We start from the raw sequence: 15,298 nt of genomic DNA, 5'->3' as shown, positions 1-15,298 counted from the left end.
CGGCTACAACCGCGCCGCCTCCATCATGGAGCGGATGGAGATCGAGGGCATCGTCGGCCCGGCCAACCACGCCGGCAAGCGCGAGATCCTGGTCGAGGAGGCGGTCGGCTGAGAGCGCGGGCCTGCCGCGCTCGCGGCACCCCCTCCCCCGTGCGGCCGACGCGTGTTCGCGGTGCGCCCTGCGACGGAGCACGACGCGCCCCCTCTCCCGCACGGGAGAGGGGACCCGCGCTCTCGATCTCAGGGACGGAGAGACCGCGAGCGCGTGCAGCCGGCAGCTCAGCGGGAGAGGCCGCGCGGATCGGATCACCGTATTCGGCCAGCCCCCGCCCAACCCGAAAAATTTCGCGCGACGCGGAACCGGCCCTTCGCCCGCACGTTACGCGCGTGCGAGGCCTGGAAACGGGCTCGCTCTGAGGGCGCCGGGCACGGTGTCCGGTGCTGCTTGTAGTCACGTTGCTCGTCGGAGGATGTGGTTATGAGGACGTACGACGTTTCGCCCCTGTTCCGGTCGTCCATCGGGTTCGACCGCCTGTTCGAGCTGATCAACCAGGCCGACCGCGTCGAGCCGTCGGCCGCCTGGCCGCCCTACAACATCGAGAAGGTGGCCGAGGACCAGTACCGCATCACCATGGCGGTCGCGGGCTTCACGCCCGACGAGATCGAGCTGACCCAGCAGGACACCACGCTCCTCGTCTCGGGTCAGAAGGCCGCCCAGGAGGGTGAGAAGCACTATCTCTACCGCGGCATCGCGGCCCGCACGTTCCGCCAGACGTTCAATCTGGCCGAGCACGTGAAGGTCGTGGGCGCGTCGCTGGAGAACGGCCTGCTCACCGTCGCGCTGAAGCGCGAGGTGCCGGAGGCGCTGAAGCCCCGCCGCATCGCCATCGGCGGCACGACGGCCGCGTCCGGCCAGGACAACGCCCCGGCGCAGATCGCCCGCGAGGCCAAGGCGGCCTGAATGGCAGCCTGAATGGCGGCCTGATCCGGTGCCCCGGGCGGCGCGCCCGGGCACCCCTGTCGACACGGATGACATCCCTCACGGGTCCGCGGACCCGCGGGCCCGTTCCCACGACTGCACCGCATTCGATGGAGCGAGGATCATGAGCGTGAGAGATCTGATTCCCTGGAACCGCACCCCCGCCCCGGCGCCGGCCGCCCTGTCGCAGGAGCCGGCCAGCCCCTTCCTGACGCTGCACCGGGAGATGAACCGCCTGTTCGACGACGTGTTCGGCGGGTTCGGCGGGATGCCGAGCCTCGCGGGCCGCGGCTTCGGCTGGCCCCATGTCGAGCTGGCGGAGGCGGACCGCGCGCTGCGCGTCTCCGCCGAGCTTCCCGGCCTCGACGAGAAGGACGTCGAGCTGCTCATCGCGGACGGCGTCTTGACCCTGAAGGGCGAGAAGCGCGCGGAGACCACCGACACGGGCCGCGGCTATTCCGAGCGCAGCTACGGCCGCTTCGAGCGGTCGATCGCCCTGCCCGTGCCGGTGGAGGAGGACAAGGCCGAGGCGACGTTCCGCAACGGCGTCCTCACGGTGACGCTGCCGCGCGCGGCCGAGGCGCCGGAGCGCCGCCGGCGCATTGCCATCAACGGCACCGGCGCGCCGGCCGCCAAGCACTGAGCCGGGCCCTGGGCCGACCCTGGGGGTGACCGCCTGCGCGGTCGCGGACCAGAACGCATGACGCGACGGCCGGCGCGGCCCGATCGGGCGTGCCGGCCGCCCCAGCCTTTGCTCACGATGAGGAGGGTCGCATGCAGCCGATCGATACCAACCCCATCCATCCCGAGATCGGGCGCCTCGGTCCGGTGGCGGCCGCCAGCCTGAGGCCGCAGGCGGTCGAGCCGTTCGAGGCCTTCGTGGCGCCGGGCGACGTCTTCCGGCATCCCCGGGAGGTGCTGCGCTATCCCGGCCTGTCGCGGGCCGAGAAGCGGGCGATCCTGGCCTCCTGGGCCTCCGACGCCCGCGCGGTCGAGTCCTGCCCGACGCTGCGCTGCCTGCCGGGCTGCCGGGCCGAGCCCGTGCCGCTGAGCGCGATCCTGGAGGCGCTCCAGGCGCTCGATGAGGGTTCGGCACCGCCCGCAGCCCCGCCGCCCGAGCCCCCCGTCCCCGCGGCGCTCTTCCGGCGCTGGGAGCGCGGTCCGGCCGGACCGGAGCCCCTGCTGAACTGAGCCGGGGAGGCGCACGATGGCAACCTTCGACCTGCGGGGTGGGCACGGGCTCCTGCCCCGGTCGCGGCGCGGCCGGCGCCGAGGGCCGGCACGGACCACCGACCGTACGGTGCTCGGCCGCTGGTTCCTGTCCGTGGCCCTGTGCCTCGCCCTGGCGGCGCCCTGCCCGGCGCCCGCCCTGCCCTGGGTGCTGGCGGCCCTGCTGAGCCTGTCGGGCTTCGCGTGGCTCGGCCGGGCGATCACGCGGGCCGGACCGCCGGCCAACGCCCGGCACCTGACCGCCTGGGACGCGGCCCTGCTGTCCTTCGCGGCGAGCTTCGCCGTCCAATCGGCGGCGCGCCTCGGCCTCTTCGGCGGCTGAGCGCGCTCCTCCAGGGAGGCAACCATGCAAGATGGGACGATCGGAATCGGACACGCCATCCCGCCCGGCCCGACGGCTGCGCGCCTGCCCGACCTGGAGCGCGCCCTGGTCAATCCGGCCGCGGTGTTCGACACCCCGGCCGCGTTGCGCGATCATCCCCGGCTGCTGCCGAGCTGCAAGCGCGAGATCCTGCGGCGCTGGGCCTGGGACGAGTACCTGAAGGAGGTCGCCGCCGCCGAGGGGATGGCCGAGGGCGAGCCGTCGCGGCTCGACGCCGTGAAGGCCGCCCTCCTGGCGCTCGGCGAGGCGCGGCGTCCCGATCCCGCCGCGCCGGCCGCCGCGATCCCGGCGCCCCGGGCGCTCGATCGCGCGGCGGCCTGAGCGCGCCGCGGCCGTCACTCGACCATCACACGACCGAGAACCGGAACTCCGTGGCGGCCGCGAAGGGCTCGCCCGGCCGCAGGACCGCGGAGGGGAAGCCGGGCTGGTTCGGCGCGTCCGGAAAGCCCTGCGTCTCGAAGCAGACGCCGTCGCCCGACCGGTAGATCCGCCCGGACGGGCCGATCAGGCGCCCGTCGAGATTGTTGCCGCTGTAGAGCTGCAACGCCGGCCGCGTGGTCCAGACGTCGAGCCGCCGCCCGCTGCCGGGATCGACGCAGGTGGCGGCCGGCCGCAGCGTCCCGGCGACCCCGCGCAGCGCGAAGGTGTGGTCGTAGCCCTTGGCGTAGGTGAGCTGCGTGTCCCCGGCGCGGATCCGCGCCTCCAGGGCCCGCGGCGCGCGGAAATCGAACGGCGTCCCGGCGACCGGCAGCAGCGCGCCGGTGGGGATCTGAGTCGCGTCGGTCGGCGCGAAGGCGTCCGCCTCGACCTGCACGACGTGGCCGAGGATGCCGCCCGCCCCCTCGCCGGCGAGGTTGAAGTAGCTGTGGTTCGTGAGGTTCAGGACCGTGGGCCGGTCGGTCACCGCGGCGTAGTCCACGCGCAGCACGCCCTCCGCGGGCAGGCTGTAGGTGACGCGGACGTCGAGAGTGCCCGGAAACCCCTCCTCCCCGTCCGGCGAGCGGCGGCTCAGGACGAGGCGCGTCGCGTCGCTGAGTTCCGCCCGCCACAGGCGCCGGCCGAAATTCTCCGGGCCGCCGTGGAGGGTGTTGGGGGGCTCGTTCACCGGCAGCCGGTAGTCGTGCCCGTCGAGGCTGAAGCGCCCGCCCGCGATGCGGTTCGCGTAGCGTCCGACGATCGCGCCGAAGCTCGGGCTCACGGTCTCGTAGCCCGCCAGGGTGTCGAGGCCGAGCACGACGTTGGCCGGACGGCCGGTGCGGTCGGGCACCTCGATCGCCGTGACGGCCGCGCCGTACTCGATGACGGCGACGCGCAGGCTGCCCCGGCTCAGGGTGTGGCGGCCGACCGGTCGGCCGTCCGCCGTCGTGCCGAACGGTTCGGCCGGCATCCGGCTAGCGCTTCCAGACGCCGAGCCGCTCGCTCCGGGCGTGGTCCTCGGCCGCGACCAGTTCGGGGCTCGCCTCCGGGGCGGCGCGGCCGCCGCCGTTGAACAGCACCACCTCGGAGAGATCGCGCCCGTCCACGAGGCAGTTCATGTTCGCGCTGCCGGGGGCGGGCTGGCAGGTCACCGACCGGTTGCCGATGTACCGGGCCAGCTCCTCCGCCTGGCCGCCCCGCACCCACTCGACGCCGAACAGATGCACGACCTTGCCGCCGACCTTGAGGGTCGCGGTATCGATCACCTGGGCCTGTCCGGTCACGGCGTTCGGCGGCAGCGGCGCGTCGGGCTCGGGATCGCCGCCTGTTTCGGGGGGCGGCGTCACCGTGTCGGGGGCGGAGGCCGGGGGGGCCGCGGGCCGCGCGTTCGGCGCGGCGCCGCTCGGGGCTTCCGCGCGGGAATCCGTGCGGGAAGCGGTCGGGGCGGCGGGGCGCCCGGATTCCGGCGCGGAGCGGTCCAGCACGAGCCCCGCGGCGAGCACCGCCACCAGGGTGCCGGCAACGGCGCCGAGGAGCAGCCGGCGCTGCCGGCGCCCGCCGTCATCGATCCCGCCCCCGCCGGGGCTGAGGCGGTCGCGCACGTGGCCGAGGCCGTCGCGCAGCGTCTCGCCGAACCGTCCGGGACCGCTGTTCCAGGCCGCTGCCGGATCCGCGCCCGCGGCCGGCCCGGCCTCTGCGTCGACGGGCGGGCGGGCGAAGCGTCCGCGCAGGTTCGTCCGCAGGCTGGCGAACCGGCCGGCGGCGGTCTGCGCCAGCACGCGGCCCTGCTCGGAGGAGCGCTCCGCCAGGGAGCGCGCCCGCTCGGACTGGGTCCCGACGAAGCGGGCGGTCGCGGCCTTCATCTCGTAGGCGCCGCTCAGCAGGGACGAGTCCCGGGCCTCCTCGGCGGTCGCCGGGGCCGGTTCGGGCTCGGGCTCCGGCGGCAGGAACAGGGCGGGATGGCGCGCGCGCAGCTCCGCGACGAGGTCCGCGAGGGTCATCGGCTCGGAGGTGCCCTCCCGCCGCCGCGCGGCCCCGTGGCGGTCGAGGACGCGGAGGCCGGTCCCGGACTCGTCCGGGGCGCAGGCGGCCTCGGCCAGGAGCTCCAGGGTCCGGACCGCGACGGGGCGCGGACGCGCGCGCGCGATCTCGGCCCGGATCGTCTCGCGCAGGGCGAGGCGGCCGGGACTGTCGAGAACTGGCCGGGCCGGCTCCGTCTCCTGTTGCTCCACCACCGTTGAAGACGTCATTCACCCGATCCCGGCATCACCGACGCGCAGCGCGAAGGAAGCTCGATCGCGCCTCCCGACGAAGGGCGCCCGCGGGCGCCCCGCCCGCAGGACCGATCCCGCGACGCGCCCCGCCGCACGCTTCCCTCGTTGGCGCCCTTTTAGCCGCCCTTGCGGGCGTTCTTGTAGGGGCCGCCGCACGTCCCGCGCGAGCCCGTGCTCGCCGCGGGGTGGCGGACCGCGACGCGCGGCTCTTACGCCTTGCCGGGCGAGGCGGCCAGGGTTCCGGCCTGGATGCTCCGCCGCAGGACGCGACCGGTCTCGCCGAGGATGTAGGGCCGCGTCCCGGCGAAACCCACCTCCAGGACCAGCTCGGCCTCGCCGCTGGACACGGCGCCCCGGCCCGGATTGGCGGTGCGGAAATCGACGATCGTGCGGATCGTGCAGGTCTCGGTGTCGCAGGCGGCGCGCATCGCCCGCGGCTCGTAGCGCCGCTCGGGCCAGCGCTGGACGAAGCTGCGCTTCTCGGCGACCAGGGCCGCCGTGGTGATCGGCCGCCCGTAGAAGCGTACGCGGGTCGCGTAGTACTGGGTCGCGGCCCCGACCATGGTGTCGCTCGGACCCGAGACGGTGGCGAGATAGCTCGTCGTCAGCGCCCGGGCGGCGGCCACGCGCTCCGCCGACGCGCCCGGCGCCGGGGCGGTCGCGGCCGGCGTCTCGGCGAGCCGGTGCGGGTGGCGCGCGGGGTGGTGCAGGTGTTCCCGGACCGGCGGACGCTCCAGGGCGGCCGCCCGCTTCGGTCCCGGCGCCCGCGTGGCCGCCGACTTCGGCAGGGCGTCCTCGCCCGGCTCGGGTCTGGCGGCCTGCCGGACCGGCTCGGCGGCGCGCACCGGCGCTTTCGCCGCGTCCTTCGTCGATTCCTTCGCCGCCTCCTGCGCCGATTCCTTCCCCGGACCCTGCGCGGAACCCTGCGCCTGCGCGGCGGCCCGGGGCGGCGGGTCGACCCAGGCGCTCTGGGCGGCGGCACCGCCCGCGAGTGCGAACGGCAGGAGCATGCCGAGGGCGAGGGCCTGGGGACGGACGGGACGTGTGGCGGACATCGGTGCCTTCCTGGCGGCCGGGGCGGGCATCATGGAGAACGCGCCCGCGTGGGTCGGGGGTTCCACGAAGGGCTCGGGCGCGCCCACATCCTGCCGAACTCCGCGACGGCGACCAGCCCGGAATTGCGGGGATGATGGGGTTGCGTTCGTGCGTTTGGGTACCAAGTCGGGGACAGACTTGGCCTTTGGCCGGTCCCGGGTTCCCTACCGCGTTCCAGACTGCCCGCTCCCCCGTGCACCGAGGCTCCCTTGGCCCGACCTGAGACCGAGTCGCCCTCCGGCCCGCTTCCCGGGAGCGCGCGATGAGCACGCAGCCGCGCCGGGCCCTGCTGCTCTGCAACGCCAAGGCGCGCAACGGCGCCCTGGATCTCGACGAGGTGCGGGAGATCCTGCGGGCGGGCGGCATCGAGCCGGAGGAGCCGCCGCCGGAAGCCGATTGCCGCGACGTGATCCGCGACCGGGCCGGCGCGGTCGATCTCGTGATCCTGGGCGGCGGCGACGGCACCATGAACTACGCCGCGCCCGCGCTGGTGGCGAGCGGTTTGCCCTTCGCGATCCTGCCGCTCGGCACGGCGAACGACCTCGCACGCTCCCTCAACCTGCCGCTCGACCCCCTGGCGGCGGCCCGCTTCATCCCGACCGCGCAGGCGCGGCCGGTGGATCTCGGCTGGGTCAACGGCCACTACTACTTCAACGTGGCGAGCATCGGCTTCTCGGCGGAGCTCGCGGGCGAGCTGACGTCCGAATCGAAGAAGACCTGGGGCGTCCTCGGCTACGCGGTGGCGGCCGTCCGGGTCTTGCGCCGGGTCCGGCCCTTCACGGTGACGATCGAGCACGACGGCGTGGTGGAGAAGGTCACCACGATCCAGGTTTCGGTCGGCAACGGGCGCCACTACGGCGGCGGCATGACCGTGGAGGAGAGTGCCGCGGTCGACGACGGCAAGCTCGATTTCTACAGCCTGGAGATCAAGCACTGGTGGCGGCTCCTCGCGCTGCTGCCCGCCCTGCGGCGGGGCACGCATGGAAGGGCCGCCGACGTGCGGGCGTTCCACACCCAGGAGATCCGGCTCTCGACCCGCAGGCCTCGGCCGGTGAACACCGACGGCGAGCTGACCACGCACACGCCCGCCCATTTCAAGGTCTTCCCGAAGATCCTGCAGGTCCTGGCGCCCGAACCGGTGCGCGGACCGGCCCCCTTCGACCTGACGGCCCTCGGGAGCCGCCTGTTCCCGACCAGCGAGGCACCGCGCCCGTGACCGATCTGCTCCAGCTCGCCAGTCAGCCCGCCGTCTGGGCTGCCCTCGCCACGCTCGTGGTGATGGAGGTGGTGCTCGGCATCGACAACCTGATCTTCATCTCGATCCTGACCAACAAGCTGCCGCCCGAGCATCAGACGCGGGCGCGGCGCATCGGGATCGGGCTGGCGCTGATCCTGCGGCTGGGGCTGCTCGGCACGGTGGCGTTCATCGTGCACCTGACCGAGCCGGTCTTCTCGGTGCTGGGCCAGGACTTCTCCTGGCGCGACATGATCCTGATCGGCGGCGGCCTGTTCCTGCTCTGGAAGGCGACCAAGGAGATTCACCACACGGTGGATCCGGAGCCCGAGACCCCGGGCGTGACCGGGGGTACGATCGGCTTCGGCGCGGCGATCGGCCAGATCCTGCTCCTCGACCTCGTCTTCTCCATCGACTCGATCATCACGGCGGTCGGCATGACCGAGCACGTGCCGGTGATGATGGTGGCGGTGGTGGTCGCCGTGGTGGTGATGCTGGTCGCCGCCGAGCCGCTCTCGGCCTTCATCGCCCGGAACCCCACCGTGGTGATGCTGGCCCTCGGCTTCCTGATCATGATCGGCATGACGCTGATCGCCGAGGGGTTCGGCGCGCACGTGCCGAAGGGCTACATCTACACCGCGATGGCCTTCTCGGCCGGCGTCGAGGGCCTCAACATGCTGGCTCGCCGGCGCCGCCGTCCCGCCCGGGACGGCGCCCCCGCGTCGACCGGGCCGGCGCGGCGCGCCTGAGGGCGGAGCAAGCGTCATGCGGATCCGCGCGGCCCTCCTCCTCCTGCTCCTCCCCGCCGCCGTCCACGCGGAGACGAAACCGATGGCGCCCGATCCGACGGTCCTGCACGACCTCGCCCCCACCGGCACGCTGCGGGCGGCGATCAACCTCGGCAATCCGGTGCTGGCGCAGGCCGGCGCCGACGGCCCCGCCGGGGTCTCGGTCGACCTCGCGCGGGCGCTGGCGGCCCGGCTCGGCGTGCCGGTGGCGTTCGTGACCTTCCCGGGGGCCGGCGCGGTCTCGGGCTCGGCGGGCTCCGGGACCTGGGACATCTGCTTCCTGGCGATTGACCCGAAGCGGGCCGAGGGGATCGCCTTCACGGAGCCCTACGTGCTGATCGCCGGCAGCTACCTCGTGCCGGCTGCCTCGCCGATCCGGTCCCCGGAGGCGGTGGACCGCGACGGCGTGCGCGTGTCGGTCGGGCGCGGGAGCGCCTACGACCTGTATCTGACCCGCGCCCTCCAGCACGCGACCCTGGTGCGGGCCCCGACCTCCGCCGAGGCGGTCACGGCCTTCGCCCGGGACGGGCTCGACGTCGCGGCCGGCGTGCACCAGCCCCTCGCCGCCTACGCGGCGGCGCACCCGGAGGTGCGGCTGCTCCCGGGCCATTTCATGGAGATCCCGCAGGCGATGGGAATGCCGGTCGGGCACCCGGCGGGAGCCGCGTATCTCGCGGATTTCGTCGCGCGGGCGAAGCGGGACGGGCTGGTGCGGCGCGGCCTGGAGGCCAGCGGACAGGATCCGGAGCTGGCGGCGCCATGAGTTATCGGCGGCCATCGAACCCGCACACCTCGTCCTGAGGTGCGAGCGGAAGGAGCCTCGAAGGAGCCCTTTCAGGGCTCGTGCGGCCGACTGCATCCCTCCTTCGAGACCTGCCGGGGCAGGCACCTCACGATCGGATCTACGGACGGACAGAGGATCGAGCGGAACGTCACGATCCGGGGTTCTCTCCATGTCCCGAGGAGGCTCTCGGCCGGCGTCACGCGCTCCGTCATCACGAGCGAAGCGAAGTGACCCAGGGTAGCGCGACCTCGGTGGGCGTCGTGCAGTTGGGTTGCTTCGCTCCGCTCGCAAAGACGGTCAGATCGATGCCATCGACCGGACACCGGATCACACCACGAGGTTCACGATCCGCCCCGGCACCACGATCACCTTCCGCGGCGCCTTGCCCTCCAGCACCTTCTGGACGGCCTCCAGTGCCAGGGTCGCGGCCACCACGGCCTTGGCGTCGGCGTCCCGCGGCACGGTCACGTCCGCGCGCTTCTTGCCGTTGATCTGAACCGGCAGGGTGATCTCGTCCTCGACCAGGAGCCCCGCCTCGGTCTCGGGCCAGGGCGCCTGGGCGACGAGGCCGCCGCGGCCGAGGACGGACCAGCACTCCTCGGCGAGGTGCGGCATCATCGGGGCGATGAGCTGCACCAGGATGCCGGCCGCCTCCTGGGCGGCACCGGCCGAGACCGGCCCGCGCAGGCCGTCCTCCAGGGCGTTGGCCAGGGTGTAGATGTGGGCGACGCAGCGGTTGAAGCGCAGCCGCTCGATATCGTCCTGCACGGAGGCGAGCGCCCGGTGGGCGGCCTTGCGCAGGGTCAGGTCCGCGGCGCCGTCGCCCGCCGCCTGCCCGGCCGCGTTCACCAGCCGCCAGACCTTCTGGACGAACCGGGCCGCGCCCTGCACGCCCTCCTCGGTCCAGATCACGTCGCGCTCGGGCGGCGAGTCGGACAGCATGAACCAGCGCGCCGTGTCGGCCCCGTAGCTCGCGATGATGTCGTCGGGGTCGACCACGTTCTTCTTCGACTTCGACATCTTCTCGATCGGGCCGATCGCGACCGGCGCCTGAGTTTTCACGTGAAACGCGCGGCGCTCACCCTCCTCGGTGGTGAAGCGGATCTCGGCCGGCGGCACCCAGGCGCCGGCCGCGTCCTTGTAGGTCTCGTGGACGACCATGCCCTGCGTGAACAGGCCGGCGAAGGGCTCGGCCACGCCGGCCCAGCCGGTCTCGCGCATCGCCCGCATGAAGAACCGGGCGTAGAGCAGGTGCAGGATCGCGTGCTCGATGCCGCCGATATACTGGTCCACCGCCAGCCAGCGGTCGACCACGGCCCGGTCGGTGGGCGCGTCCGCCAGCCAGGGCGCGGTGAAGCGCGCGTAGTACCAGGACGAGTCGACGAACGTGTCCATCGTGTCGGTCTCGCGCCGGGCCGGCGCGCCGCAATGCGGGCAGGGCACGTTCCGCCACGCCGCGTCGCGCTCCAGCGGGTTGCCGGGCTGATCGAACGACACCTCCTCGGGGAGCTTCACCGGCAGGTCGGCCACCGGCACCGGGACCGGGCCGCAGCTGTCGCAGTGGATGATCGGGATCGGGCAGCCCCAGTAGCGCTGCCGGGAGACGCCCCAGTCGCGCAGGCGGAACTGGACCTTGCGCCGGGCGACCCCCTCCCCTTCGAGGCGCCGGGCCACGGCCTCGAAGGCCTCGTCCGTGCTCATCCCGTCGAGGAAGCGCGAGTTGATCATCCGCCCGTCCTCGACATAGGCGGTGTCGGTGATCACGAAGCTCGCCGGATCCTGCCCCTCCGGGCAGACCACGGGCGTGTTGCCGAGCCCGTACTTGTTGGCGAAATCGAGGTCGCGCTGGTCGTGCGCCGGGCAGCCGAACACCGCGCCGGTGCCGTACTCCATGAGCACGAAGTTCGCCACGTAGACCGGCAGCTCCCAGGACGGGTCCAGGGGATGGCGGACGGTCAGGCCGGTGTCGAAGCCGTGCTTCTCGGCGGTGTCGATCGCGGCCTGGGCGGTGCCGGTGCGACGGCACTCCTCGATGAAGGTCTGCAGCTCCGGCCGTCCCTCGGCCAGCGCGGCGGCCAGGGGATGGTCGGCGGCGATCGCCAGGAACTTGGCGCCGAACAGCGTGTCGGGCCGGGTCGTGTAAACGGTCACCGGATCGGCCGCGCCGGCCACCGGCCGGGCCAGGGCGAACTGAACCTCCAGGCCCTCCGAGCGGCCGATCCAGTTCTTCTGCATCAGCCGGACCTTCTCGGGCCAGCGGTCCAGCCCGTCCAGGGCGGTCAGCAGGTCCTCGGCGAAGTCGGTGATCTTGAAGAACCACTGGGTCAGCTCGCGCTGCTCCACCAGCGCGCCGGAGCGCCAGCCGCGGCCGTCGATCACCTGCTCGTTGGCCAGCACCGTGTGGTCCACCGGGTCCCAGTTCACCTTCGCGGTGCGGCGGGTGACGAGGCCCTTGGCCAGGAAGTCCAGGAACATGCGCTGCTGGTGCTTGTAGTAGTCGGGATCGCAGGTCGCGATCTCCCGGCTCCAGTCGAGCGACAGGCCCATGGCCTTCAGCTGGTCGCGCATCGACGCGATGTTGGCGTAGGTCCAGTCCCGCGGGTTGACCTTGCGCTCCATGGCGGCGTTCTCGGCCGGCAGGCCGAAGGCGTCCCAGCCCATCGGGTGCAGCACGTTGAAGCCGCGGGCGCGCTTGTAGCGGGCGACCACGTCGCCCATCGCGTAGTTGCGGACGTGGCCCATGTGGATGCGCCCCGACGGGTAGGGGAACATCTCGAGCACGTAGTATTTCGGGCGGCCGTCGGCATTGTCGGTCTCGAACAGCCGCTTCTCGGCCCAGGCCTCCTGCCAGCGCGGCTCGGCATCCTTGGCGTTGTAGCGCTCGACGGGCTGGGGGGCGGTGCTGGCGGTCATGGATCCGGCTGCGTCAGGGGCTCGTCGGTCATTCCGAAGGATGACCACGGCACGGTCGCGCCGCGATAGCATATCTGCGCCGCAGCCGGTCAACGCGGCGCGCGATTCGGGCTTGCGCGGGGCGCGCGAACGCATAGGTCGGCGGGGATCAGGCGCGACGACGACGCGCGCCGAGGCTCATACCACGCAGACCGACGCCCGGCAGCGACAGGACAGGCACGCCATGGACGACGCGACGACCGGCACGAATGCCCCTCCGACCGACGGGATGGGACAGAGGACCGACAAGCTCCCCGTCGGTCAGGCCGATGTCGCGGCCGGGCTCGCCGAGGTGCGCGCCGCCATCGCCCGCGCGGCCGAGGATTCGGAGCGCGACCCGGCCGAAGTGCAACTCGTGGCGGTCTCCAAGACCGTCCCGGCCGAGGGCATCCTGCCGGCGCTGAAGGCCGGCCATCGCGTCTTCGGCGAGAACTACGTCCAGGAATCCACCGCGAAGTGGCCGGCCCTCCGCCACCGCTTCCCGGACGTGGAGCTGCACCTCGTCGGGCCGCTGCAATCCAACAAGGCCCGGGAGGCGGTGGCGCTGTTCGACGTGATCCACTCCCTCGACCGGCTGTCGCTCGCGGCAGCCCTGGCCAAGGAGATCGAGCGGTCCGGCCGGACCCCGAAGCTGCTCATCCAGGTCAACACCGGCGCGGAGCCGCAGAAGGGCGGCGTGCTCCCGGACCAGCTCGCCACCCTCCTCTCGGAGTGCCGGGAGACCCACGGGCTGGCGATCCAGGGCCTGATGTGCATCCCGCCCGCGGACGACCCGCCCTCGGCCCATTTCGCCCTGCTGGCCCGGCTCGCCCACGAGCACAACCTGCCGATCCTCTCCATGGGCATGAGCGCGGACTTCCCGGCGGCGATCCAGCTCGGCGCCACCCATGTCCGGGTCGGGACCGCGATCTTCGGGGCCCGGACCCGGAAGGCCTGACGCTGGGCCCGGGCCTCAACCTGGGCCCGGGCCTCAGCCGATCCGCAGGTGCGTCCGCGGCCCGAGGCGCCCGAGCAGGCGCAGGAGATCGGCCCGGGCCAGGGCGACGCAGCCCTCCGTGGGGCGGTACCCGTCCCGGGCGATGTGCAGGAAGATCGCCGAGCCCCGCCCCTTCCGGATCGGGGCGCGGTTGTAGTCGAGGTCGATCACCACGTCGTAGAGCCCGTCGCCCCGCCACATCGATTCGGCGCTGACCCCCGGGGCCGGCAGGCGGATCGGCCGGTTGTAGCGGCGGTCCCGGCTCTCGTCGCACCAGCCGTCGTCGGGGCGGGTCGCCCGCAGGGGCAGCAGCGTGCGCGGCCGGACCGCGAGGTGGTCGGGCCGGTACGCGCCGCCGCGCAGGCGGAAGCGCCCGCGCGGCGAGCCGCCGTCGCCCTCGCGCTTGTCGCCGACGATCCCGCCCGCCCCGAGGGCGCAGGGAATCACCGCCGGGCCGACGAGGAGCTGCCCGCGCCGCCGGTCCCCGACGAGGGCGCGGACGCGGATCTCCCCCAGGGTCAGGCGGATGGGTCCCCTGCTCGGCCGCCGCATCTCCGTCCTCCCGAATCCGCCCGGTCCCGGGGCCTTATGCCCGGGATCGGTACTTCGAACCGGTGAAAAATTGCGCACAAGGCAACTTCCGGCCACAAAGGATGCTCTATCTCTCGGTTGAACCCGGGCCGCCGAGCCGGGATTCGGGAGCGCGCCAGCCCCCCGCCGCGCCGCGGGGACCGCCGCCGTGATCCCGGAGCGGCGCGCCCCCGATCCCGCAGCCCGTTCGCCGGGGCGCTTGTCACGGCGGCGAAAGGATGCGGAAACACAAGCCTGGGTAGGGTCGTCGCGCGATCCTGCCGAGATCTGACATCATCGCATGCTGCACCCGGCAGGCGGCCCTCGCCCCTCCCGCAGCACGCATTGGGGCCCGGACGATGCCGAATGTCTACCGCCTGCTGATCTGCGACGACGACGCGGTCCTGCGCGATACCCTGACCGAGCAGCTCGATCTCTGCGACGAGTTCACGGTCTTCACCGAGGCCAACGCCACCGACGCGATCCGGCGGGTCGCCGCGGAGCGGATCGACCTCGCCGTCATGGATGTCGGCCTGCCCGACCTCGACGGGCGCGAGGCCGTGCGCCGGATGCGCGCCGCCGGCTTCCGCGGCCCGGTGATCATGCTGACCGCCCAGGATTCCGAGGCGGACCACGTCGAGGGGCTGGAGGCCGGCGCCAACGACTACGTCACCAAGCCGTTCAAGTTCGGCATCCTGCTGGCCCGGATCCGCGCCCACCTGCGCAGCCACGAGGCCTCCGAGGACGCGGTCTTCCAGATCGGCCCGTACACGTTCCGCCCGGGTGCCAAGCTGCTCGTCGGCGAGCGCGGCTCCAAGCTGAAGCTCACCGAGAAGGAGACCGCGATCCTGCGCTTCCTCTACCGGGCGGGCCGGGCCGTGGTGAACCGCGACACCCTGCTGGCCGAGGTCTGGGGCTACAACGCCCAGGTGACCACGCACACGCTGGAGACGCATATCTACCGGCTGCGCCAGAAGATCGAGCCGAACCCCGCCACCGCCGCGATCCTCGTGACCGAGGGCGGCGGATACAAGTTGCTGCCCTGACGAATTGAAGCTTTACGTGTAGGCGATCCGGCGGGTTCGCGTATGCGCAGGGTGGTGAGGCGTTCTTGGGGCTCGACGACGATATCGCGATCCTCGCGGCCGCGCCGCTGTTCGGCTTCCTCGACCGGGACGCCCTGCGCCTGCTGACCTTCGCGGCCGAGCGGCGCGACCTCGCGGACGGCGACCTGCTCTTCGCCCGCGGCGATCCGGCCGATGGCGGCTTCGTGGTGATGGCGGGCACAATCCGCCTGGAGCCCCGGGTTCCGACGGCCGAGCCGGTGCGGGCCGGGCGCTCGGCCCTGATCGGCCAGCTCGCCCTGTTCGTGCGCGGGACGCGCCCGACCGAGGCCCGGGCCGAGGGGAGCGCCGCGGTGATGCGGATCACTCCGATGCTGATGCGCCGCGTGCTGGAGGAGTTCCCCGCCGCCGCGCGGGCGGTCCACGACACCCTGGCGGACGACCTCGCCGGGCTGGTGACCGATCTCGATCAGGTCCGCGAACTGCTCGAGGTCATCGACGGCATCTCCTCAGGTGACAGCTCCGGTGGCCGCTTGTAAGCACGGGCTCCCGCC

General features: G+C 73.2%; 17 protein-coding genes. 12 read left to right on the top strand and 5 right to left on the bottom strand.

All coding sequences use genetic code 11. The features are described 5' to 3' along the window. From ACQKQD_RS28335 to ACQKQD_RS28310, 6 genes are all read left to right on the top strand, one after another. The coding region (locus ACQKQD_RS28335; protein WP_427510205.1) for a DNA translocase FtsK at positions 1-112 on the top strand (112 nt) is incomplete at its 5' end. Positions 113-478: 366 nt separating this feature from the next. After that, positions 479-961: an Hsp20 family protein gene (locus tag ACQKQD_RS28330; protein WP_020094268.1), complete on the top strand. Its 483-nt coding sequence runs from the start codon at positions 479-481 to the stop codon at positions 959-961. Between the two features lie 142 nt (positions 962-1,103). After that, the gene (locus ACQKQD_RS28325; RefSeq protein ID WP_427510204.1) at positions 1,104-1,622 is read left to right on the top strand and encodes an Hsp20/alpha crystallin family protein; all 519 of its coding nucleotides are present in this window, start codon (positions 1,104-1,106) and stop codon (positions 1,620-1,622) included. 131 nt (positions 1,623-1,753) lie between these two features. Continuing rightward, on the top strand, positions 1,754-2,170 hold the full coding sequence (locus ACQKQD_RS28320; protein WP_427510203.1) for a hypothetical protein: 417 nt from the start codon (positions 1,754-1,756) through the stop codon (positions 2,168-2,170). A gap of 16 nt (positions 2,171-2,186) precedes the next feature. Then, the gene (locus ACQKQD_RS28315; RefSeq protein WP_427510202.1) at positions 2,187-2,531 is read left to right on the top strand and encodes a hypothetical protein; all 345 of its coding nucleotides are present in this window, start codon (positions 2,187-2,189) and stop codon (positions 2,529-2,531) included. Between the two features lie 24 nt (positions 2,532-2,555). Next, entirely contained in the window at positions 2,556-2,912 is a 357-nt protein-coding gene (locus ACQKQD_RS28310; protein ID WP_427510201.1) for a hypothetical protein, read from the top strand. Positions 2,913-2,937: 25 nt separating this feature from the next. On the opposite strand, the gene ACQKQD_RS28305 is transcribed toward ACQKQD_RS28310, so the two are convergent. The 3 genes from ACQKQD_RS28305 to ACQKQD_RS28295 all read right to left on the bottom strand — a co-directional run bounded on the left by ACQKQD_RS28305 (position 2,938) and on the right by ACQKQD_RS28295 (position 6,423). Then, a complete protein-coding gene (locus ACQKQD_RS28305; RefSeq protein ID WP_427510200.1) occupies positions 2,938-3,978 on the bottom strand; it encodes an aldose epimerase family protein in 1,041 nt (346 codons plus the stop codon). A 4-nt stretch (positions 3,979-3,982) separates the two neighbouring features. Further along, positions 3,983-5,257 (bottom strand): thermonuclease family protein, encoded by a 1,275-nt coding sequence (locus tag ACQKQD_RS28300; protein ID WP_100253194.1) that lies wholly within the window; start codon positions 5,255-5,257, stop codon positions 3,983-3,985. A 233-nt stretch (positions 5,258-5,490) separates the two neighbouring features. Further along, complete coding sequence (locus ACQKQD_RS28295; RefSeq protein WP_427510199.1) at positions 5,491-6,423, bottom strand: hypothetical protein; 933 nt, start codon at positions 6,421-6,423, stop codon at positions 5,491-5,493. Between the two features lie 215 nt (positions 6,424-6,638). Here ACQKQD_RS28295 and ACQKQD_RS28290 point away from each other — a divergent pair, with 215 nt between their 5' ends. Genes ACQKQD_RS28290 through ACQKQD_RS28280 form a run of 3 tightly spaced genes read left to right on the top strand, consistent with a single transcriptional unit; the run spans position 6,639 to position 9,161 of the window. After that, the gene (locus ACQKQD_RS28290) at positions 6,639-7,592 is read left to right on the top strand and encodes a lipid kinase (RefSeq protein ID WP_091927644.1); all 954 of its coding nucleotides are present in this window, start codon (positions 6,639-6,641) and stop codon (positions 7,590-7,592) included. Next, positions 7,589-8,359: a TerC family protein gene (locus ACQKQD_RS28285; RefSeq protein WP_020094277.1), complete on the top strand. Its 771-nt coding sequence runs from the start codon at positions 7,589-7,591 to the stop codon at positions 8,357-8,359. Before ACQKQD_RS28290 ends, ACQKQD_RS28285 begins: the two co-directional genes overlap by 4 nt. Before the next feature lie 16 nt (positions 8,360-8,375). Continuing rightward, positions 8,376-9,161 (top strand): ABC transporter substrate-binding protein, encoded by a 786-nt coding sequence (locus tag ACQKQD_RS28280; RefSeq protein ID WP_427510198.1) that lies wholly within the window; start codon positions 8,376-8,378, stop codon positions 9,159-9,161. Positions 9,162-9,509: 348 nt separating this feature from the next. On the opposite strand, the gene leuS is transcribed toward ACQKQD_RS28280, so the two are convergent. Continuing rightward, positions 9,510-12,095, bottom strand: coding sequence for a leucine--tRNA ligase (gene leuS / locus ACQKQD_RS28275; protein ID WP_427510197.1), 2,586 nt, complete (start codon positions 12,093-12,095; stop codon positions 9,510-9,512). A gap of 268 nt (positions 12,096-12,363) precedes the next feature. Between leuS and ACQKQD_RS28270 the strand changes: the two genes are divergently transcribed. Beyond that, entirely contained in the window at positions 12,364-13,071 is a 708-nt protein-coding gene (locus ACQKQD_RS28270) for a YggS family pyridoxal phosphate-dependent enzyme (protein ID WP_170855234.1), read from the top strand. Between the two features lie 33 nt (positions 13,072-13,104). On the opposite strand, the gene ACQKQD_RS28265 is transcribed toward ACQKQD_RS28270, so the two are convergent. Continuing rightward, positions 13,105-13,662 carry a L,D-transpeptidase family protein gene (locus ACQKQD_RS28265; RefSeq protein ID WP_020094281.1) on the bottom strand — a complete coding sequence of 186 codons (558 nt, stop codon included), beginning with the start codon at positions 13,660-13,662 and terminating at the stop codon, positions 13,105-13,107. A 377-nt stretch (positions 13,663-14,039) separates the two neighbouring features. Here ACQKQD_RS28265 and ACQKQD_RS28260 point away from each other — a divergent pair, with 377 nt between their 5' ends. Then, positions 14,040-14,726, top strand: a complete 687-nt coding sequence (locus tag ACQKQD_RS28260; protein WP_020094282.1) for a response regulator transcription factor — start codon at positions 14,040-14,042, stop codon at positions 14,724-14,726. A 65-nt stretch (positions 14,727-14,791) separates the two neighbouring features. After that, on the top strand, positions 14,792-15,283 hold the full coding sequence (locus tag ACQKQD_RS28255) for a cyclic nucleotide-binding domain-containing protein (RefSeq protein ID WP_020094283.1): 492 nt from the start codon (positions 14,792-14,794) through the stop codon (positions 15,281-15,283). Positions 15,284-15,298 lie beyond the last annotated feature (15 nt).

The organism is Methylobacterium sp. NPDC080182 (assembly GCF_050281105.1).
Lineage (GTDB): Bacteria > Pseudomonadota > Alphaproteobacteria > Rhizobiales > Beijerinckiaceae > Methylobacterium.
The sequence above is the reverse complement of the archived record's forward strand: the minus strand, read 5'-3'. Positions and strand labels throughout refer to the sequence as shown.